The 19,771-nt window shown below is 73.6% G+C and carries 17 protein-coding genes; 7 read left to right on the top strand and 10 right to left on the bottom strand.

The genetic code is table 11. The features are described 5' to 3' along the window. Positions 1 to 142: 142 nt before the first annotated feature. From IE271_RS15130 to IE271_RS15110, 5 genes are all read right to left on the bottom strand, one after another. Positions 143 to 1,210, bottom strand: coding sequence for an aspartate-semialdehyde dehydrogenase (locus IE271_RS15130; RefSeq protein ID WP_190190814.1), 1,068 nt, complete (start codon positions 1,208 to 1,210; stop codon positions 143 to 145). Continuing rightward, positions 1,210 to 2,484, bottom strand: a complete 1,275-nt coding sequence (locus tag IE271_RS15125) for an aspartate kinase (RefSeq protein ID WP_190190813.1) — start codon at positions 2,482 to 2,484, stop codon at positions 1,210 to 1,212. Before IE271_RS15125 ends, IE271_RS15130 begins: the two co-directional genes overlap by 1 nt. Positions 2,485 to 2,820: 336 nt before the next feature. Next, positions 2,821 to 3,480 carry a DUF5063 domain-containing protein gene (locus IE271_RS15120; protein ID WP_190190812.1) on the bottom strand — a complete coding sequence of 220 codons (660 nt, stop codon included), beginning with the start codon at positions 3,478 to 3,480 and terminating at the stop codon, positions 2,821 to 2,823. 45 nt (positions 3,481 to 3,525) lie between these two features. Beyond that, a complete protein-coding gene (gene recR, locus IE271_RS15115; protein ID WP_190190811.1) occupies positions 3,526 to 4,125 on the bottom strand; it encodes a recombination mediator RecR in 600 nt (199 codons plus the stop codon). 113 nt (positions 4,126 to 4,238) lie between these two features. Continuing rightward, positions 4,239 to 4,580 (bottom strand): YbaB/EbfC family nucleoid-associated protein, encoded by a 342-nt coding sequence (locus IE271_RS15110; RefSeq protein WP_190190810.1) that lies wholly within the window; start codon positions 4,578 to 4,580, stop codon positions 4,239 to 4,241. A 257-nt stretch (positions 4,581 to 4,837) separates the two neighbouring features. On the opposite strand from IE271_RS15110, the gene IE271_RS15105 reads away from it, so the two are divergent. The 5 genes from IE271_RS15105 (at position 4,838) to IE271_RS15085 (ending at position 11,664) form a co-directional block, all read left to right on the top strand. Then, positions 4,838 to 5,581 carry an SLATT domain-containing protein gene (locus IE271_RS15105; protein WP_190190809.1) on the top strand — a complete coding sequence of 248 codons (744 nt, stop codon included), beginning with the start codon at positions 4,838 to 4,840 and terminating at the stop codon, positions 5,579 to 5,581. Between the two features lie 443 nt (positions 5,582 to 6,024). Continuing rightward, entirely contained in the window at positions 6,025 to 7,386 is a 1,362-nt protein-coding gene (locus IE271_RS15100; RefSeq protein ID WP_190190808.1) for an aspartate aminotransferase family protein, read from the top strand. Positions 7,387 to 7,651: 265 nt separating this feature from the next. Next, positions 7,652 to 8,461, top strand: a complete 810-nt coding sequence (locus IE271_RS15095; protein WP_190190807.1) for a GntR family transcriptional regulator — start codon at positions 7,652 to 7,654, stop codon at positions 8,459 to 8,461. Further along, positions 8,458 to 10,935 (top strand): dolichyl-phosphate beta-glucosyltransferase, encoded by a 2,478-nt coding sequence (locus IE271_RS15090; protein ID WP_190190806.1) that lies wholly within the window; start codon positions 8,458 to 8,460, stop codon positions 10,933 to 10,935. The genes IE271_RS15095 and IE271_RS15090 overlap by 4 nt, the downstream gene beginning before the upstream one ends. A 78-nt stretch (positions 10,936 to 11,013) precedes the next feature. Next, on the top strand, positions 11,014 to 11,664 hold the full coding sequence (locus IE271_RS15085) for a putative DNA-mimic protein (protein ID WP_190190805.1): 651 nt from the start codon (positions 11,014 to 11,016) through the stop codon (positions 11,662 to 11,664). A gap of 73 nt (positions 11,665 to 11,737) precedes the next feature. Here the strand turns inward: IE271_RS15085 and IE271_RS15080 are convergent, their stop codons facing one another. Next, positions 11,738 to 13,021, bottom strand: coding sequence for an adenylosuccinate synthase (locus IE271_RS15080; protein ID WP_190190804.1), 1,284 nt, complete (start codon positions 13,019 to 13,021; stop codon positions 11,738 to 11,740). 197 nt (positions 13,022 to 13,218) lie between these two features. On the opposite strand from IE271_RS15080, the gene IE271_RS15075 reads away from it, so the two are divergent. Then, positions 13,219 to 14,052 (top strand): diacylglycerol kinase family protein, encoded by an 834-nt coding sequence (locus IE271_RS15075; RefSeq protein ID WP_229919349.1) that lies wholly within the window; start codon positions 13,219 to 13,221, stop codon positions 14,050 to 14,052. A 211-nt stretch (positions 14,053 to 14,263) separates the two neighbouring features. Further along, a complete protein-coding gene (locus IE271_RS15070; protein WP_190190802.1) occupies positions 14,264 to 14,497 on the top strand; it encodes a hypothetical protein in 234 nt (77 codons plus the stop codon). Here the strand turns inward: IE271_RS15070 and IE271_RS15065 are convergent. From IE271_RS15065 to IE271_RS15050, 4 genes are all read right to left on the bottom strand, one after another. Further along, complete coding sequence (locus IE271_RS15065) at positions 14,472 to 15,692, bottom strand: cytochrome P450 (protein WP_190190801.1); 1,221 nt, start codon at positions 15,690 to 15,692, stop codon at positions 14,472 to 14,474. The two genes, IE271_RS15070 and IE271_RS15065, sit on opposite strands and share 26 nt — an antisense overlap. 239 nt (positions 15,693 to 15,931) lie before the next feature. Next, on the bottom strand, positions 15,932 to 17,605 hold the full coding sequence (locus tag IE271_RS15060) for a serine/threonine-protein kinase (RefSeq protein WP_190190800.1): 1,674 nt from the start codon (positions 17,603 to 17,605) through the stop codon (positions 15,932 to 15,934). Positions 17,606 to 17,762: 157 nt separating this feature from the next. Beyond that, the gene (locus IE271_RS15055; protein ID WP_190190799.1) at positions 17,763 to 18,428 is read right to left on the bottom strand and encodes a response regulator; all 666 of its coding nucleotides are present in this window, start codon (positions 18,426 to 18,428) and stop codon (positions 17,763 to 17,765) included. Then, complete coding sequence (locus IE271_RS15050; RefSeq protein WP_373308769.1) at positions 18,425 to 19,762, bottom strand: sensor histidine kinase; 1,338 nt, start codon at positions 19,760 to 19,762, stop codon at positions 18,425 to 18,427. The genes IE271_RS15055 and IE271_RS15050 overlap by 4 nt, the downstream gene beginning before the upstream one ends. Between the last annotated feature and the right edge of the window lie 9 nt (positions 19,763 to 19,771).

Raw genomic sequence — 19,771 nt, 5'->3', positions numbered from 1 at the left:
GGGAGAAAAGTCCTCGGTACGCCGGAGAGACCGGACGAAGTGGTCCGGCCCACCCACCGGATCACGAAACGCACACAGATCCTAATCAGGTTTTCGGCCGTGGCCGTAAGTTTTTCCGGCGGGACCGGGCCGCCGGCCGCGCTCACGGGGCGCCGGTGAACTCCGCGGCCACCAGTTCGGCGATCTGGGCGGTGTTCAGCGCCGCCCCCTTGCGCAGGTTGTCGCCGCAGACGAAGAGTTCGAGGGCGGTCGGGTCGTCGAGCGCCCTGCGCACCCGCCCGACCCAGGTGGGGTCGGTCCCCACGACGTCGGCGGGCGTCGGGAACTCCCCCGAGGCCGGGTCGTCGCAGAGCACGACGCCCGGGGCCGTGGCGAGGATCTCGCGGGCCCGGTCGACGGTCACCTCGTCCTCGAAGCGCGCGTGGACGGTCAGCGAGTGCGTGGTGACCACGGGCACGCGCACGCACGTGACGGCGACGGGCAGGTCCGGCAGGCCGAGGATCTTGCGGGACTCGTCGCGGACCTTCATCTCCTCCGAGGACCAGCCGTCCTCGCGCAGGGACCCGACCCAGGGCACCACGTTGAGCGCGACGGGCTCGGGGAAGGGACCGGTGTCGTCCCCGACGGCCCGGCGCACGTCGCCGGGGCCGGTGCCCAGCTCCGTGCCGGCGACGAGGGACAGCTGGCGGCGCAGGGTGTCCACACCGGCGCGGCCCGCCCCGCTCACCGCCTGGTAGCTGGAGACCACCAGCTCGCGCAGTCCGAACTCGGCGTGCAGCGCGCCCAGCGCGACGATCATGGAGAGCGTCGTGCAGTTGGGGCCGGCCACGAGGGAGCGCGGGCGGATGCGGGCGGCGTGCGGATTGACCTCGGGCACGACCAGCGGCACGTCCGGGTCCATCCGGAAGGCAGCGGAGCTGTCGACGACGACCGCGCCCCGGGAGGCGGCGAGAGGCGCCCAGCGCGCGGAGACCTCGTCGGGCACGTCGAACATGGCGACGTCGATCCCGTCGAATGCCTCCTCGCAGAGCGCCACGACCTCGACCTCCTCGCCGCGCACGGCCAGCTTGCGGCCGGCCGAGCGCGGGGAGGCGATCAGGCGGATCTCGCCCCAGATGTCCGCGTGCTGGGACAGGATCTGGAGCATGACCGTGCCGACGGCCCCGGTCGCTCCCACGACCGCGAGCGCCGGCTTCCCGGTCCGGTCCATCAGCGGCCGGTGCCTCCGTAGACGACGGCCTCGTCGCTGTCGGAGTCGAGCCCGAAGGCGGTGTGCACGGCGCGCACGGCCTCCGGCACGTCGTCCTTGCGGGTGACGACCGAGATGCGGATCTCGGAGGTCGAGATCAGCTCGATGTTCACGCCCGCGTCGGACAGCGCCTCGAAGAAGCTCGCGGTGACGCCCGGGTTGGTCTTCATACCGGCGCCGACCAGGGAGATCTTGCCGATCTGGTCGTCGTAGCGCAGGGAGTCGAAGCCGATGACCGACCTGGCCTTCTCCAGCGCGTCGATGGCCTTGCGGCCCTCGGTCTTCGGCAGCGTGAAGGAGATGTCCGTCAGGCCGGTGGAGGCGGCGGACACGTTCTGCACGACCATGTCGATGTTGATCTCGGCATTGGCGATCGCGCGGAAGATCGAGGCGGCCTCGCCCGGCTTGTCCGGGACGCCGACGACCGTCACCTTGGCCTCGGAGGTGTCGTGAGCGACACCGGAGATGATGGCCTGCTCCACCTTCTGGTCCCCTTGCTTCGGCTCGTTGCTGACCCAGGTGCCCTGCAGGCCCGAGAAGGACGAGCGCACGTGGATCGGGATGTTGTAGCGGCGGGCGTACTCCACGCAGCGGTGGAGCAGCACCTTGGACCCGGACGAGGCCAGCTCCAGCATGTCCTCGAACGAGATCCAGTCGATCTTGCGGGCCTTCTTCACCACGCGCGGGTCGGCGGTGAACACGCCGTCGACGTCGGTGTAGATCTCGCACACGTCGGCGTCGAGGGCGGCCGCCAGGGCCACCGCGGTGGTGTCGGAACCGCCACGGCCGAGCGTGGTGATGTCCTTCTTGTCCTGGGAGACGCCCTGGAACCCGGCGACGATGGCGATGTTGCCCTCGTCGATCGAGGTCTTGATCCGGCCCGGCGTGACGTCGATGATCCGGGCTTTGTTGTGGACGGAGTCGGTGATGACGCCCGCCTGACTGCCGGTGAAGCTCTGGGCCTCGTGGCCCAGGTTTTTGATCGCCATGGCCAGCAGGGCCATGGAGATCCGCTCTCCGGCGGTCAGCAGCATGTCGAACTCACGCCCGGCAGGCATCGGCGACACCTGCTCGGCGAGATCGATCAGCTCGTCCGTCGTGTCGCCCATCGCGGAAACGACGACAACCACCTGGTTGCCGTTCTTCTTCGCTTCCACGATCCGCTTGGCGACGCGCTTGATGCCCTCGGCATCGGCTACGGAGGAGCCTCCGTACTTCTGCACGACAAGGCCCACGTGCGCTCCTCGCTCAGTCCGTATCTGTCCGCACATACACGTGTACTGCGGTCGGCTCAGTCTAACGAGCGGCCGGGTTCGTCCCGGAGGATGCCACATCGTGAGACATCCCGCCCACGAAGTGGCCGTTCCCGCGGTGTCCGGCCGCTCGTTCCCGGGCGCTCATTCCCACTGGCCGACCGGGCACTCGGAAAGTGGGACACGTCACGGGGCGCCCTGCCCGGCCGCGCCGGGAACGACACACGGAATCCGTGCGGACCCGGACCGGCGGGGCCGTCCGGCCCTCCACCGGGGCCGCCCGGCCGCATGCGGGCACCGCTCGACCGTCCGCGGGAGCTACTTGACCGTCCGCAGGCCCAGCGGGCCCGCGATCTCCTGAACCATCACCCGGCCCGCCTCCTCCGCGAGGGCGTCCTCGCCCAGGTCCTGGTCGGTGTCCAGGCCGTCCAGCTCGGCCAGCGGCTGGTTCAGCCGGACGTGCGCCACCACGGACTGCAGGGCGCGCAGCGTCGCCGAGGCCGTCGAGCCCCAGTTGGAGAAGTACGAGAACTGCCACCACCACAGGGCCTCGGTGGTGCGGCCCGCCCGGTAGTGGACCATGCCGTGGCGCAGGTCGGCGACGACGTCCGCGAGGTCGTCCGAGATCCGGGCCGGGACCGGCGCCCTGCGCGGCTCGTAGGGGTCGAAGACCTCCGAGTACACGTCGATCGGTTCGAGCATTCTCGCCAGCCGCTCGCGCAGCTCGTCCACGTCCTGCTCCGGGCCCGGGTCGGGCTCGTAGCGGTCGTCCGGGACGATGTCCTCGTGGGCGCCCAGGCGGCCGCCGGCCAGCAGCAGCTGGGAGACCTCCAGGAGGAGGAAGGGGACCGCCGAGTCCGGCTCGTCGCCCTTGGCCACCTCGGTGACGGCGACGAGGAAGCTCTCGATCTGGTCGGCGATCTGGACCGCGAAGTCACCGGGGTCCTGGCTGGTCGCGTGCAGCGTGGCGTCAGACATCTAGAGGACGACCTTCCCTTTGAACATGTTCACACGTTCACCCGTTCAGACATCCAGCAGTCGCCTTCCCTCGAAGGCGCGGCCCAGGGTGACCTCGTCGGCGTACTCCAGGTCGCCGCCGACCGGCAGTCCGCTGGCCAGCCGGGTGACCTTGAGCCCCATGGGCTTGATCATGCGCGCGAGGTACGTGGCCGTGGCCTCGCCCTCCAGATTGGGGTCCGTGGCGAGGATCAGCTCCGTGACCGTGCCGTCGGCGAGCCGGGCCAGCAGCTCCCTGATCCGCAGGTCGTCGGGGCCGACGCCCTCGATCGGGCTGATGGCGCCGCCGAGCACGTGGTAGCGGCCGCGGAACTCCCGCGTCCGCTCGATCGCCACCACGTCCTTGGGCTCCTCCACCACGCAGATGACGGCGGGGTCGCGGCGCTGGTCGCGGCAGATCGCGCACAGCTCCTCCTGCGCCACGTTCCCGCACGTCGCGCAGAAGCGGACCTTCGCCTTGACCTCCATCAGCGCCTGCGCGAGCCGGCGCACGTCGGTCGGCTCGGCCTGCAGCACGTGGAAAGCGATCCGCTGCGCGCTCTTGGGACCGACGCCGGGCAGCCGTCCCAGCTCGTCGATGAGGTCCTGGACCACGCCTTCGTACAACGGATTGCCTTCCTGGTTTCGCGGTTGTCGCTGCGTACCGCCGTCCCCGTCCGGGTCCTTGGTACGTACGGTAGTTGGCCGTCGCCCGTCTTAGAAGGGAAGGCCGGGGTGACTCAGAACGGCAGTCCGGGGAGGCCGCCGCCGCCCAGCCCCTGGGCGAGCGGGCCGAGCTTCTCCTGCTGGAGCTGCTGGGCGTTCTCGTTCGCGGCCTGGACGGCCGCGACGATCAGGTCGGCGAGGGTCTCCGTGTCCTCGGGGTCCACCGCCTTCGGGTCGATGCGCAGCCCCCGCAGCTCGCCGGAGCCCGTCACGGTCGCGTGCACCAGGCCGCCGCCGGCCTGACCCTCGACCTCGGTGCGCGCGAGCTCCTCCTGGGCGCGCGCGAGGTCCTGCTGCATCTTCTGGGCCTGCTGGAGCAGCTGCTGCATGTTGGGCTGGCCACCACCGGGAATCACGATCAGCTCCTGGTTTCGTACGGCTGTCCGGGCGGGGTTTTCCGCCTCGGCACGAGCCTACGTGGTCCGGGGGGCGATCGCTCCGCCACTCTTTCGAGTGAGGCGAGGCGACGCCCTATACCTGATCACGCCCCTCGTACGGGCGGAGTGAACCCGAAAAGGCCACCACAGCCACCCATTGAGCGGTAGTAAGGCGGGGTGTGGCCACGTCGTGCGCCATGCTGTCGTCACGCAGCGTAATGATGAGGGAGCGTCGGGTGAGCCAGCCGGAGATGCAGCCCGGGGGGCCACCCCAGGACGGACCGGACGACGGGACGGGACGCCGGTCCGGCGACCTGACGGGGCGGCCGTTCCCGCTGGGCGACTGGGGGGAGCCGGCCGAGCGGCTGCACGAGCTGTACCGGTGGGTGGAGGCGGGGGCGCTGGCCACGGCGTCCCGCTATCTGTCCGACCGTACGCGCAAGCGGCGGGCGTCGCGGGTGCTGCGCGCCGGGACCGCGGCGGGTGCGTTCGCCGGGGCCGCGCTGCCCCTGCTCGACCTCGCCGGAGTGGCCGTCCGGGCCGCCGCCTGGGGCTATCTGGCGCTGCTGCTCGCGGTCGCGTGCGCCGGGGTGGACCGGTACTTCGGGTTCACGTCCGGCTGGACGCGGGACGTCGCCACCGCCCAGGCCGTGCTGCGGCGGCTCCAGGCGCTGCAGTTCGACTGGGCCTCGGAGTGCGTGCGCGAGGTGCTCGGGCCGACGGAGGGGACGGCCGGGGAGGCCGCCGAGCGGTGTCTCGCGGTGCTGCGGCGGTTCTCGGAGGACGTGTCGGAGCTGGTGCGGGTGGAGACGGCGGACTGGATGGTGGGGCTGCGGAGCGGGGCCGCGCCGCTCGGCCTCCAGGCGTCCGTCGCGGCGGTCCCGGCGCGGAGCGAGCCGGTGCCGCCCCCGGGCCGCCCGCCGCTGCCGCCGGGCGCCCGACCGAACATGCCCCGGCAGCGCCCGCCGGAGCCCCGCTGAAGCGCCGCGCCCCGGGCACCCGCCCGGAAGGCCGGACGCCCACGTGCGCGATGCCGGACACGGACCGGCGCGCCCGCGACCGCGACGCAGGCCGCAGGCGCGTCGGCAGGTCCGGCCCCGGAGCCGGGCACCCGCCCGGGACCGCGAAGCCGACGTCGCCGGAGCCCCGCTGAGGCGTCGCGCTCGCGGGGCCGGGCGGAGTCCGTGCGCGGGGTCGCCGGGCGCGGTCGTCCGGTCCGGACGCGGGGCGCGGAGCCGGGGGTGTTCGCCGTTCGCCCGGTACGGGGCCGACCGTGGCCGTCGGTGCGGGGCGGTCTCCGGGGCGGGATGCCTCCGTGCGCCGGCGCGGCGGGCGAGCGGGCGACACACTGTCGTGTTCGTCCCCGGGGAGCGGACAGGACGCCGATGTCGCGCGCGCCCACCGGGCCTCTACGCTCACCCGCATGACCGCTCAGCCGAATCCCCGGGCCGGCGCCGCCGTGAAGGCGGCGGACCGCGCGCACGTCTTCCACTCCTGGTCCGCGCAGGAGCTCATCGACCCGCTCGCCGTCGCCGGCGCGGAGGGCTCGTACTTCTGGGACTACGAGGGCCGCCGCTACCTCGACTTCACCAGCGGACTCGTCTTCACCAACCTCGGCTACCAGCACCCGAAGGTCGTCGCCGCGATCCAGGAGCAGGCCGCCACCCTCACCACCTTCGCGCCCGCCTTCGCGGTCGAGGCGCGCTCGGAGGCCGCGCGGCTGATCGCCGAGCGCACCCCGGGCGACCTGGACAAGATCTTCTTCACCAACGGCGGCACCGAGGCCGTCGAGCACGCGGTGCGGATGGCCCGCGTGCACACCGGCCGCCAGAAGGTGCTCTCCGCCTACCGCTCGTACCACGGCGCCACCGCCGCCTCGATCCACCTGACCGGCGACCCGCGGCGCTGGGCCAACGACACCGGCGCGGCCGGCGTGGTCCACTTCTGGGCGCCGTTCCTGTACCGCTCCCCCTTCCACGCCGAGAACGAGCGGCAGGAGTGCGAGCGGGCGCTGCAGCACCTGGAGGACACCCTCGTCTTCGAGGGCCCCGCCACGATCGCCGCGATCGTCCTGGAGTCCGTACCGGGCACCGCCGGGATCATGGTGCCGCCGCCGGGCTACCTGGCGGGCGTGCGCGCGCTGTGCGACCGGTACGGGATCGTCCTCGTGCTCGACGAGGTCATGGCCGGGTTCGGGCGCACGGGCAGGTGGTTCGCGGCCGACCTCTTCGGCGTGACGCCCGACCTGATGACCTTCGCCAAGGGCGTGAACAGCGGGTACGTGCCGCTGGGCGGCGTCGCGATCTCCGGTGCGATCGCGGAGACCTTCGCCCGCCGTCCGTACCCGGGCGGGCTCACCTACTCCGGGCACCCGCTCGCCTGCGCCGCCGCCGTCGCGACGATCCACGTGATGGAGGAGGAGGGCGTCGTCGAGCACGCGGCGCGGCTCGGCGAGGAGGTGTTCGGGCCCGGACTGCGCGAGCTGGCCGAGCGCCACCCCAGCGTCGGCGAGGTGCGCGGCACGGGCGTCTTCTGGGCGCTGGAGCTGGTGCGGGACCGGGAGACGCGCGAGCCGCTCGTCCCCTACAACGCCACGGGCGAGGACAACGCCCCGATGGCCGCGTTCGCGGCGGCGGCCAAGGAGCGGGGCCTGTGGCCCTTCGTCAACATGAACCGCACCCACGTGGTGCCGCCGTGCACCATCACCGAGGCCGAGGCCAAGGAGGGGCTGGCCGCGCTGGACGAGGCGCTCTCGGTGGCCGACCGCCACACGACCGCCGCCTGAGGCGGCGGACCGGCGGGCCGGACGGGACGGCGGCGCCCCTCGGGCACCCGTCCCGTACGGTCCGGCCCGACCCCGGTCGGGTCCGGCACGCCGTCGTGCGCGCCGGCACCGTCGTCCCGTACGGTCCGGTGCTGCACGTCACCGCGGACGCCGTCCCGTACGGCCCCGGCCGACGCGCGGACGAGTGGGGTGAACTCGAACGCGTAAGGTGACGTGCTCGTAGACATAGGCGAGCACTTACCCGGATCGGGGGAGGGACACCACCATGTCCGGCACCGGCGGCTACGGCGCCGTTACCCGCAGCACCCTGCGGCAGCAGATCGCGGACGCGCTCCGCGACGAGGTGCTGGCCGGCCGCCTCCAGCCGGGCCAGGAGTTCACGGTCAAGGAGATCGCCGAGCAGTACGGCGTCTCGGCGACGCCGGTGCGCGAGGCCCTGGTGGACCTCTCGGCCCAGGGCCTGCTCGACGCCGACCAGCACCGCGGCTTCCGCGTCCACGAGTACTCGCTGGAGGACTTCCGCGACATGACCGAGGCGCGGGCGCTGATCACGGACGGGATCTTCCGCAACCTGCTGTCCGACGCCGACGCCCTGACCGGGGCCGTCGCCGGCGGGTCGGCGGCGGAGGCCGTGCGCACGGTGGACGGCCGGCCCGCCATCCCCGCCGGCCCCCGCGTCCGCGCCGCGCAGGCCGCGCTCGCCGCCGGGACCGACGACCCGCGGACGGCCGCCGCGCTCACCGGGGTCAGACGGCGCGGCGAGGAGGCGCAGCGGGCCGCCGAGGCGGGCGACATGAACATCCTCATCGGCTACGACCTGCGCTTCTGGCGCGAGTTGAGCGCCCTGTTCGGCAATCCGTACCTCGCGGACTTCCTGCACCGGCTGCGCGTGCAGTCCTGGGCGTGCGCGGTGCAGCACCTGCGGCGGCTGCCCGACCTGCGGGGCTGCCTGTGGTCCGGGCACGGCGAGCTGGTGGACGCGCTGGCCGACCGGGACGCCGCCGCCGCGCACGCGATCGTCACCGCCTACAACACGCACACCCTCGCCCTCATCGACCGTCTGGCGGGCGAATGAGATCCGTCGACCTGTCGGTCGTCGTCCCCGCGTACAACGAGGAGCGGCGGCTGGGCCCGACGCTGGACGCGATCGTCGGGCACCTGCGCGACAACGAGGGCCGGTTCGGCGACTGGGAGCTGATCGTCGTCGACGACGGCTCCACCGACGCCACCCGCGACGTCGCCGCCGCGGCGAGCGCCGCCGACGGGCGCGTGCAGCTCGTCACCAGCCCCCGCAACCGCGGCAAGGGCCACGCCCTGCGCCTGGGCGTCCTCGCCTCGTACGGGCGCCGCGTGCTGGTCACCGACGCCGACCTGGCCGCCCCCATAGAGGAGCTGGACCGGCTCGACAAGGCGCTCAGCGACGGCCACAGCGCGGCGATCGGCTCGCGGGCCGCGGACGGCGCGACCATAGAGAGCCACCAGCACCGGCTGCGCGAGTACCTCGGCCGGGCCGGCAACTTCCTGATACGCGGCGTCGCGGTGCCCGGCATCCGCGACACCCAGTGCGGCTTCAAGCTGTTCGACGGCGACCGCGCCCGCGCGGCCTTCGCCGCCTCCCGCCTCGACGGCTGGGGCATAGACGTCGAGATCCTCCGCCACTTCCGGCACTCCGACTGGCCCGTCGCCGAGGTCCCGGTGCGCTGGGCGCACCAGCCCGGCTCGAAGGTGCGGCCCCTGGACTACGCCCGCGTCCTCGCCGAGCTGACCCGGCTCAGGGTCCGCTCCCCGCGCCCCGCCGACCTCCTCGCCATCGCCCTCTTCCTGCTCATGGCGGTGGCCCTGTACGCGGGCCGCTGGGTCTCCCCGGACCACCGCTACCTGCCGGACTCCCTCCAGGACCAGAACCAGTGGGAGTGGTTCTTCGCGGTCACCGCGGACAACGTGCGGCACCTGCGCAACCCCCTCTTCACCGACCTGCAGGGCTTCCCCGACGGCGTGAACCTCATGGCCAACACGGTCATGCTCGGCCTGTCCGTCCCCTTCGCGCCCGTCACCCGGCTGTGCGGCCCGGCGGTCGCGCTGAACCTGGTGATGACGCTCGGCCTGGCCGCGACGGCCGCCGCCTGGTACTGGCTGATCGTGAAGCGGCTGACGCCCCACCGGGGCGGTGCCTGGACGGGCGCGGCGCTCGCCGCCTTCGCCCCGCCGATGGTCAGCCACGCCAACGCGCACCCGAACTTCATCGTCCTGTTCATGATCCCGCTGATCGTCGACCGGGCGCTGCGGCTGTGCGCGGGCACCCGCGTCGTCCGGGACGGCGTCGTGCTCGGGCTGATGGTGGCGTACCAGGTCTTCCTCGGCGAGGAGCCGCTGCTGCTGGCGGCGATGGGGATGCTGCTGTTCGCGCTCGCGTACGCGGCGGTGCGGCGGGACGTCGCCCGGGCCGCGTGGCGGCCGCTGCTGCGCGGTCTGCTGATCGGCGGCGCGGTCTGCCTGCCGCTCGTCGCGTTCCCGCTGTACTGGCAGTTCTTCGGCCCGCAGAGCTACAAGAGCGTGCTGCACGGCGACAACGCGGGCAACAGCCCGCTCGCCCTGCTCTCCTTCGCGGAGCGCTCGCTGCTGATGGGGAACGAGGAGAGCGCGAACGCCCTGTCGCTCAACCCCACCGAGCAGAACGCGTTCTACGGCTGGCCGCTGGTCGCCCTCGCCTTCGCGATCGTGGTCCGGCTGTGGGAGCGGGCCGTGGTCAAGGCGCTCGCCGTCACGGCGGTCGCGGCGGCCCTGCTGTCGATGGGGCCGAAGATCCGCGTTCCGCTGACGGACGTGGTGCTGCCGGGCCCGTGGGCGGCGCTCGCCGACAAGCCGCTCTTCGAGTCGGTCATCGAGGGCCGCGTGGCGATGGTGTGCGCGCCGGTCCTCGGCATGCTGGTGGCCCTGCTGATCGCCCGGGTCGCCCCGCCCCTGGCCCCGGCGGGGGCCGGGGCGGCGACGCGGGCGGTCCCGGCCGCACGGGACGCCGGCGCCGTCGCCACCCGCGTGCTCGGGCTGCTCGCCGTCGCGGTCGCGCTGCTGCCGGTCCTCCCGGCCCCGCTGAAGGCCGAGGAGCGCGCGGACGTGCCCGCCTTCATCGCCGACGGGACCTGGAGGAGGTACGTCGACGAGGGCGAGTCGCTGGTGCCGGTGCCGCTGCCCGACCCCGGCAACGCGGAGGCGCTGCACTGGCAGACCGCGGCCGGCCTGGGCTTCCGCATGCCCGGCGGCTACTTCAACGGCCCGTACGGGCCCGAGCGCATCGGCATCTACGGCGCCTCGCCCCGGCACACCTCGAACCTGCTGCGCGACGTCCGCTACACCGGCCGGGTCCCGGTGATCGGGGAGAACTGGCGGGCGCAGGCCCGCCGCGACCTCGCGTACTGGCGCGCGGGCGTGCTGGTGCTGGCCCCGCAGGACAACGACGGTCCGCTGCGCGAGGCGGTGGCGCGGCTCGTGGGACGTCCGGGCACCTGGGTCGGCGGAGTCTGGGTGTGGGATCTGCACCGAGGGGGATGAGGTCCGGGCGCAGCCATTACGCTGCCCAGACGGCCGTGCCCGCCGGGCACGGCCCCGTCCTGCGTGAGGAGCTCTCAGTTGGCCTGTGACCTGTGGCTGGTTCCGCTCGTCGACGTGTTGTGCCACACCCCCGACAACCCCTTCGCGGAGGAACTCGCCCTCTACGACAAGGTCCTGGGAGAGGCCGGGCTTCCGCCGGTGCCGGTGTACGCGTACATGCCCGGCCTGTCGGGCGACGTGGCACCGGTCGCGGGATTCGACTACGACGCGCTGCACTTCCTGCGCCGCGCGTACCTGCTGCAGGTGTGCGGGCTGCCGGTGACACCGGTGGACGAGCTGGGCGGCGACTACGAGCAGCTGCTGGAGATGTTCGAGACGACGGCCCAGCAGTCGCACCTGGTGTGGCACTACGACCACGCGGGCGCCTACGTGCCCGTCGACTTCCCGCACCCGCTGTCCAACGACGAGCTGCTGGCCGGCGGCGGCCCGCTGGGCTCCTCGCAGACGCTGCTGCGCGAGCTGGAGTTCGTGGCCCCGGCGCTGGGCATCGATCCGGCCAATCCGCCGCTGCCGCCGGAGCCGCCGGCGGGCCCCACGGAGCTGGAGGAGCCGGCCGCCCCGGCCCCCTTCGACGCGAGCCCCTTCGCCCGCGAGCGCCACGTCTGGCTGGGCCTGCACGCCGCGGCGACGCGGAGCCTGGCCCAGGGCTCGATGATCGTCTTCAGCTGAGACGGCGGTGCCCCGGCGGGCGGGCGGCGACCGCCCGCCCGCCGGGGCACCGTGCCGTGCGGGACCGTCCGTCCTACAGGAACGAGTTGATCTCGATCGTCTCGTCGCGGCCCGGGCCGACGCCGATGGCCGAGATCGGGGCGCCGGACATCTCCTCCAGGGCCTTCACGTAGGCCTGCGCGTTCTTCGGCAGGTCCTCGAAGGTCTTGGCCCTGCTGATGTCCTCGGACCAGCCGGGCAGCATCTCGTAGACCGGCTTCGCGTGGTGGAAGTCGGTCTGCGAGTAGGGCAGCTCCTCGACGCGCCGGCCGTCGATCTCGTACGCGACGCAGACCGGGATCTGCTCCCAGCCGGTGAGCACGTCGAGCTTGGTGAGGAAGAAGTCGGTCAGGCCGTTCACGCGGGTCGCGTAACGGGCGATGACCGCGTCGAACCAGCCGCAGCGGCGGTCGCGGCCGGTGGTGACGCCCCGCTCGCCGCCGATGCGGCGCAGCGCCTCGCCGTCCTCGTCGAACAGCTCCGTCGGGAACGGGCCGGCGCCGACGCGGGTCGTGTACGCCTTGAGGATGCCGATGACCCGGCTGATCTTCGTCGGGCCGACGCCGGAGCCGGTGCAGGCACCGCCGGCGGTCGGGTTCGACGAGGTCACGAAGGGGTACGTGCCGTGGTCGATGTCCAGCAGCGTGCCCTGGCCGCCCTCGAACAGCACGACCTTGTCGTCGTCCAGCGCGTTGTTCAGGACCAGGGTGGTGTCGGCGACGTAGCCGCGGATCTGCTCCGCGTAGCCCAGCAGCTCCTCGACGACCTGGTCGGCGGCGATCGCGCGGCGGTTGTAGAGCTTGGTGAGCAGCTGGTTCTTGACGTCGAGTGCGGCTTCGACCTTCTGGGTGAGGATCGACTCGTCGTAGAGGTCCTGGACGCGGATGCCGACGCGGTTGATCTTGTCCGCGTACGTCGGGCCGATGCCGCGGCCGGTGGTGCCGATCTTGCGCTTGCCGAGGAAGCGCTCGGTGACCTTGTCGACCGTGACGTTGTACGGCGTGATGATGTGCGCGTTACCGCTGATCAGCAGCTTCGACGTGTCGACGCCGCGCTCGTTCAGACCGCTCAGCTCGGAGAGCAGGACCGACGGGTCGACGACGACTCCGTTGCCGATGACCGGAGTGCAGTCAGGTGAGAGGATTCCGGAAGGGAGGAGGTGGAGGGCGTACTTCTGGTCGCCCACGACCACCGTGTGGCCGGCGTTGTTGCCGCCCTGGTAGCGCACCACGTAGTCCACGGATCCACCGAGCAGGTCGGTGGCCTTTCCCTTGCCTTCGTCACCCCACTGAGCACCGAGCAGCACAAGTGCGGGCACAGGCGTACACCCCTTCCGGGCGGGGCATGTCCAAGGTCGGGGACGTACGTGGCACGTCCTGTACCGCGTATACCGGCGACCCTCGTCGGCCGCGACCCGTCGGACCCGGATGCCCCGGAATAGACGAAGCCCCTGGCGCAATAGCGCAAGGGGCTCTTGCACAAAGATGCTACCCGAGGAAGCGAGGCAGGACCGAGGTGGCGGCTTCCGACCAGCTCCTGGTGGTCATCGACCCGGTGGCCCGTCGCGACGACGGGGAGTCGGTACGGATCGCGAAAGACGTGCTCAGCGCGGGTGCGGCCGTCAAGGTGTGCCTCCCCGACAGCCCCGACGAATTCGACCGCGCCCTGGCCCGCAGGGGCTCGCGCCGGCCCGTCGTGGTGGGCGACGACCGGGCGCTGCTGCGGGCCGTGACCGCCCTGCACCGGCAGCGGGAGCTGGCCGATTGCGCCGTGTCCCTCGTCCCGGTCGGCGGCGCGCTGGCGCTGGCCCGCTCGCTGGGCGTGCCCACGGGCGCGGTGGCCGCCGCGCGCGCCGTGCTCGACGGAGCCGAGCGGCGGCTCGACCTGCTGGTCGACGACAGCGACGGGGTGGTCCTCGGCGACCTGCGGATACCACCGGTGTCCGGGGACGAGCGGGTGGTCCCGGCGGACTCCGCGTCCCCCTGGCTGCGCACGTGCCGGTCGCTGGTGCGGACGCTGGCGGCGCGGCCCGCGCGGACGGCGCCCGCGCCGGGGCCGGGGCCCGCCCGGCTGCGCGTCGAGGCGGACGGGGTCACGCTCGTCGACCTGGACCAGCCCGTACGGGCGGTGTCGGTGGCGCCGGGCGCGGCCGGCGGCGCGTGCGTGGAGATCCGCCCCGCCTCGGTCGGCGCGGAGGCGGCCCCCGTCCGGGCGGTGGCCCGCACGATCACGGTCTCGGGCGCCGACTTCCGCTACCGCGCGGACGCCCTGACCTCGGGCCCGGTCCGCACCCGCACGTGGACGGTCCGGCAGCGGGCGTGGGGACTGACCCTGCCGGGCGGCGACTGAACGGGGCCGGGGCGCCCGGCCCGGCGGCCCGGCGGCTCGACGGTCCGGCGATCCAGCGGCCCGGTGATCCGGCGTCCCCGCGCAGGCGAGGCACGGCCGCGAGGGTCCGGGAGCACACGGTCCCGCGCGGTGCGGACGGGTGGGATCCGTGGGCCGCGGGATCCGGCGCGCGGGTGGGAACCCCCGGCCGCCGCGGACGCGTCCTGTGGGCATGGGAGAGCGTGCGCAGGCCGCCGCCGGGTGCCTGACGGCGGGGGCGGGAGCGGGGACGGGGCTCGGCCTGTGGGCGGTCCGGGCCGACGGGCGGTGGTACGTCTTCGAGCAGGGAACGGACTACAGCCTGCTCTACGCCGAGCTGCCCCTGTTCGTCATCGGCGGGGTCGCCGCCGCCCTCGGCCTGTGGGCGGTGGTCGACCGGATCAGAGCACGACGTCCAGGCCCTTGAGCCCGCGCATCACGAAGTTCGGCCGGCGCTCCGGCTCCGCCGCGGGCCGCATCGTGGGGGCCAGGTCGAGGAGCGCGCCCAGGGACGCCGCCAGCTCGATGCGGGCCAGGGGCGCGCCGATGCAGTAGTGGATGCCCGCGCCGAAGGAGATGTGCGGGTTGTCCGTCCGGGACAGGTCGAGCCGCCCGGGCTCCTCGAAGACCGCCGGGTCGTGGTTGGCGGAGCCGAAGAGCAGCGCCACCTCGCTGCCGCGCGGGATCACCGTGCCGTCGATCTCGATCTCGTCGAGGACCCACCGCTCGAAGAACTGCAGCGGGGTATCGTAGCGCAGCAGTTCCTCCACCGCCGTCGGCAGCAGGGAGCGGTCGGCCCGCAGCGCGGCCAGCTGGTCAGGGTTGCGGAACAGCGCCCACCAGCCGTTCGCGGTGGCGTTGACCGTCGCCTCGTGCCCGGCGTTCAGCAGCAGCACGCAGGTGGAGACCATCTCCTGCTCGGTCAGCCGGTCGCCCTCGTCGTGCGCGGCGATCAGCCCGGAGACCAGGTCCTCGCCGGGCTCCCTCCTGCGGGACGCGATCAGCTCCCGCAGGTACGCCGAGAACTCCACCGACGCCCGTACGGCCCGCCGCGCGACCTCCTCCGGAGGGTTCAGCTCGTACATCCCGCAGATGTCGGCCGACCAGGGCCGCAGCTGCGCGCGGTCGGACTCGGGGACGCCCAGCATCTCGGCGATGACGGCCACCGGCAGCGGCTCCGCCACGGCCGTGACCAGGTCGCCGCCGCCCGCCGCGACCAGCTCTCCCACCAGCTCGGACGCCAGCCGGTGCACGTAGGGCCGCAGCTTGTCGACCGTGCGGGGCGTGAACGCCTTCGACACCAGGCGCCGGATCCGGGTGTGGTCCGGCGGCTCCAGGTCGAGCATGCCGTGGTCGTTGAGCGTGTGGAACGGCTCGTGCTCGGGCGGCGGCGCCGTCCGCCCGAAGTCCTCGTGCGCGAAGCGGTGCCGGTACGTCCGCCCGAGCCGGCGGTCGCGCAGCAGGGCGGAGACGTCCGCGTGGTGCGGGACCAGCCACTGGTCGCTGGGGCCGTAGTAGTGGACGCGCCCCCGGGCGCGCAGCTCGGCGTAGGCGGGGTAGGGGTCGGCGACGAACGCCGGGTCCCAGGGGTCGAAGGCGAGCTCGGTGCGGCGACCTGACATGCCCGGACGCTAACGCGTCGGACCCGCCCGTGAACAGGGGTCTTCCCGAGGCGCCCGGCGGGGCCGGTGCCGCCCGGTACCGGCCCGGAGGAGAGGTGCGGCCCGGCGCGGTCCGTGCCCGCGCCGCCCGTGGAGTCCGTCGGCCGCCGCCCCTTGGAGTCCGTCGGCCGACGGCCCGGGACGGCGGCCGGAGGGGAGTGCGCGCGGTGCGGACCCGTCCCGGCGGGCCGGCCGCGCGGCTACGGCCGGTCCGCCCGCCAGACCGTCATGTCCAGCGTCACGAAGCCGAGGTCCGGCATCGCGGTCGACTTCTCCTGGATCACGAACAGCGCGACGTCCCCGTCGGAGTCCTTGACGCAGAACCGGCTGCCCTTCGCCATCGCGGCCAGCGAGAGGTCGTGCGGTGCGTTCCTGCTCTTGAGGAAGAAACTGCACAGGTCGTAGGTGATGTCCTCCTCCAGGCCGTCCATCGGGAAGAACACGCTGGTGTCGCTCTCCAGCGCGCAGCCGGCCACCTCGCAGGTGAAGCGGACGTCCCCCTTGCGGTCCTTGCGGTCGACCTGCTCGCCGAGGCTCAGCGAGTTGTCGGCGTCCAGCCACTTCCCGGCGTACGGGACGGCCCGCGGGGCTCCGGACGCGGCCCGGGGGGAGGCCGGGACCGAGGAGGGGTCCGACGACCCCGCGGCCCCGCCCCTGGTTCCGGAGGCCTTCTCGGAGGCCGTCCCGGACGCCGGGGACGAGGACGCCGACGACCGCGCGGACCCGGACGGGGCGGACGCCGGGTCCGCGGCCGTGTCCCGGTGACGGGTCCGGTCCGTCACGTTCATGACCGTCCACACCGAGCCCGCCAGCAGCAGCGCGCCCGCGGTCACCCCGGCGGCCGCGGTCAGCGCGACGCGCCGTCTTCGGGACCGCCGCTCCTCCGGACCCGGTGCCACCGGCTGCTGCCACGCGGCCGACGGCTGCTGCCACGCGGTCACCGGCATCGTGTACGCCGAAGCGGGGTCGGGGGCCGGGGCCGGAACCGTCACCTCCGGCCCCGTGACCTCCTGCCAGACGGCCGGTCCCGCGCCCGCGTCGGCGTCCGGGCCCAACTGCCTCCGGCACCACTCGACGACCTCCGCCGGGGTGGCCCGCTCCCGCGGGTCGGCGGCCAGGCACCGGGCGATCAGCGGACGGAGCGGGTCGGGCAGCGGGGACAGGTCGGGCCTCTCGTGCACGATCCGGTACAGCACGGTGGCCGCGGGGCCGTCCCCGTAGAGCGGCTCGCCCAGCGCAGCGAACGCCGCCGTCTGGCCGAGCGAGAAGACGTCGGTGGCCGCCGTGGCCTCACCGCCGGACGCCTGCTCGGGAGCCATGAACAGGGGGGTGCCGGCGGAGGAGCCCGTGGCGGTGCGCCAGGTGGCGTCGGAGGCCAGCGAGATGCCGAAGTCGATCACACGCGGCCCGTCGGCGGCCAGCAGCACGTTCGACGGCTTCAGGTCCCGGTGCACGATCCCCGCGCCGTGGACGGCCTGCAGCGCCTCGGCCACGCCCGCCATCAGCCACAGCACCGCCGGCACCGGCAGCGGCCCGCGCCGGGCGACGGCCTCCGTCAGGGAGGGGCCGGGCACGTACAGCGTGGCCAGCCAGGGCGGCACGCCGTCCGCGTCGGCGTCGATCAGCTCGGCGGTGTACGCGCCCTTCACCCGCCGGGCCGCCTTGATCTCCCGGCGGAACCGCCGGAGGAAGTCCGGGTCGTCGGCCAGTTCCGGCCGTACCACCTTGACGGCCACGGGCCGGCCGCCCTGGGTGTGCGACAGGTAGACCCGGCCCATGCCGCCCGCGCCGAGCCTGGCGACGAGGCGGTAGCCGGCCACCAGGAGCGGGTCGTCCGCCTGCAGCGGCTGGAAAGCTCCGGTCGCGTGGTTCATCGGCCCTCGTCCCCCTGACCCCCGCCACCTGACCACCGGTCAGATGAACTGATCGACGGGAGCAGCCTAAAGGGTGGGCCGCGACCGCCGGCCGGGGCAGGGGCCGGGGTCCGGGCGGGCCGGACCGTTCGGGGCCGGACCTCCGCCCCGCTCCCCGCTATCCCGGCGTGACCAGCCGCGCCTCGTACGCGAACACCGCCGCCTGGGTGCGGTCCCGCAGTCCCAGCTTCACCAGGATCCGGCTCACGTGCGTCTTGATCGTCGACTCGGCCACCACCAGCCGCCCGGCGATCTCCGCGTTGGACAGCCCCTGCGCGATCAGCACCAGGACCTCGGTCTCCCGCTCGGTCAGGTCCCCGTACGCCGCCTGCGCCGTGGCCGCCATCCGCTGCGCGTCGCCGAGCCGGGAGAACTCGGTGATCAGCCGCCTGGTCACCGAGGGCGCGAGCAGCGCCTCGCCGGCCGCCACCACCCGCACCCCGTCCGCGAGCCGCCGGGCGGAGGCGTCCTTCAGCAGGAAGCCCGACGCCCCGGCGCGCAGCGCCTGGTACACGTACTCGTCGAGGTCGAACGTCGTCAGGACCAGCACCTTCGCCGCCCCGTCCGCGGCGACGATCTCGCGGGTCGCCTCGATGCCGTTCATGCCGGGCATGCGGATGTCCATCAGGACGACGTCCGGCGCCAGCTCGCGCACCTTGGCCACCGCCTCGCGGCCGTCCACCGCCTCGCCCACGACCTCGATGTCCGGCATCGCGTTGAGCAGCACCGAGAACCCCTCGCGGACCATCATCTGGTCGTCCGCCACCAGCACCCGGATGGTCACGCCCGCTCCTCCGCCCCGGCGGCCGGTACCGGCAGGAAGACCGCGACCTCGTAGCCGCCGTCGTCCGTCGCGCCCGCCGTCATCTCGCCGTTCAGCATCGTCACCCGCTCCCGCATCCCCGTGATGCCGTGCCCGGACCCCGGCGACGGCTTGACCAGCCCCCTCGCCGGGCCGTTCACGATCCGCAGGCCGAGACCGCCCAGGACGTACGCGACCTCGACCCGGGCCGCGGCGCCGGGCGCGTGGCGCAGGCTGTTGCTGAGCGCCTCCTGCACGATGCGGTACGCGGACAGCTCCACGCCCTGCGGCAGCTCGCGGACCGCGCCGATCACCGCCTTCTCCACGTCCAGGCCGGTGTCGCGGACGTTCTCCAGCAGCCGGTCCAGGTCGGCCAGGGTGGGCTGCGGGGCGTCCGGCGCCTCGTAGTCCTCCGCGCGCACGACGCCGAGGACGCGGCGCAGCTCGGTGAGCGCCGCCACCGCGTTCTCCCGGATCGTCACGAACGCCTGCTCCAGCTCCGGCGGCGGGTTCTCCACCCGGTAGGGCGCGGCCTCCGCCTGGATGGCGACGACCGACATGTGGTGGGCGACCACGTCGTGCAGTTCGCGGGCGATCGTGGTGCGCTCCTCCAGCAGGGTGCGCCGGGAGCGCTCGTGGGCGGTGACGGTCCGCTCGGCGGTCACCTCCCGCCGCGCGGCGGTGCGGACGTGCCAGAGGCTGACGACCATGAGCGACATCGCCGACAGGACCAGCACGGGTCCCGAGCTGGTCCCGTAGCCGTCGCCGAGGGGCTCGGCCACGAAGGCGTAGAGCGCCGTGATGGCCCACATCCACGCGGCGGTGCGCGGACGCGTCCGGGCCGCGACGACCGTGAGCACCGTCCAGTGGGCGATCCCCGTGCCGGCCGTCCAGGGCAGGCCCGCCCAGGGTTCGCTCGCCAGGGCGACGACCGGCGTCGCCGCCAGGGACAGCCAGAACGCGCCGGCCGGCCTGACGAGCGTCAGCAGGACGGCCGCCACCGGAAGGAGCGCGAGCAGGACCGAGAGGGGCCCCGCGGACCCGTCCACGTCGAAGTAGGTGGAGAGCAGCGTGATGAAGGCGGCCACCGCCACCACGGCGTGCGGTGTCCACGCCACGCAGCGCCGCAGTCCGGCGGGCAGCCTCCGGACGAACGGGCCGTCCGTCCCCCGGGGCGGCAGCGGCCGGTAGACGGAGGCGTCGTGGATCAGGTCCTGCCGCAGTCCGCGCAGGGCGTCCGCGGCCACCCGCATCTCGGAGTCGTGCGGCCTGCCGTCGTCTCTCCGCGGTGTCATGGTCTGGGTCGTCTCGGTCACGTACACGAC

Source organism: Streptomyces minutiscleroticus (genome assembly GCF_014650875.1).
Taxonomy (GTDB): Bacteria; Actinomycetota; Actinomycetes; order Streptomycetales; family Streptomycetaceae; genus Streptomyces; species Streptomyces minutiscleroticus.
Note: the sequence above shows the minus strand (reverse complement) of the source record. Positions and strands in the feature narration are given on the sequence as shown.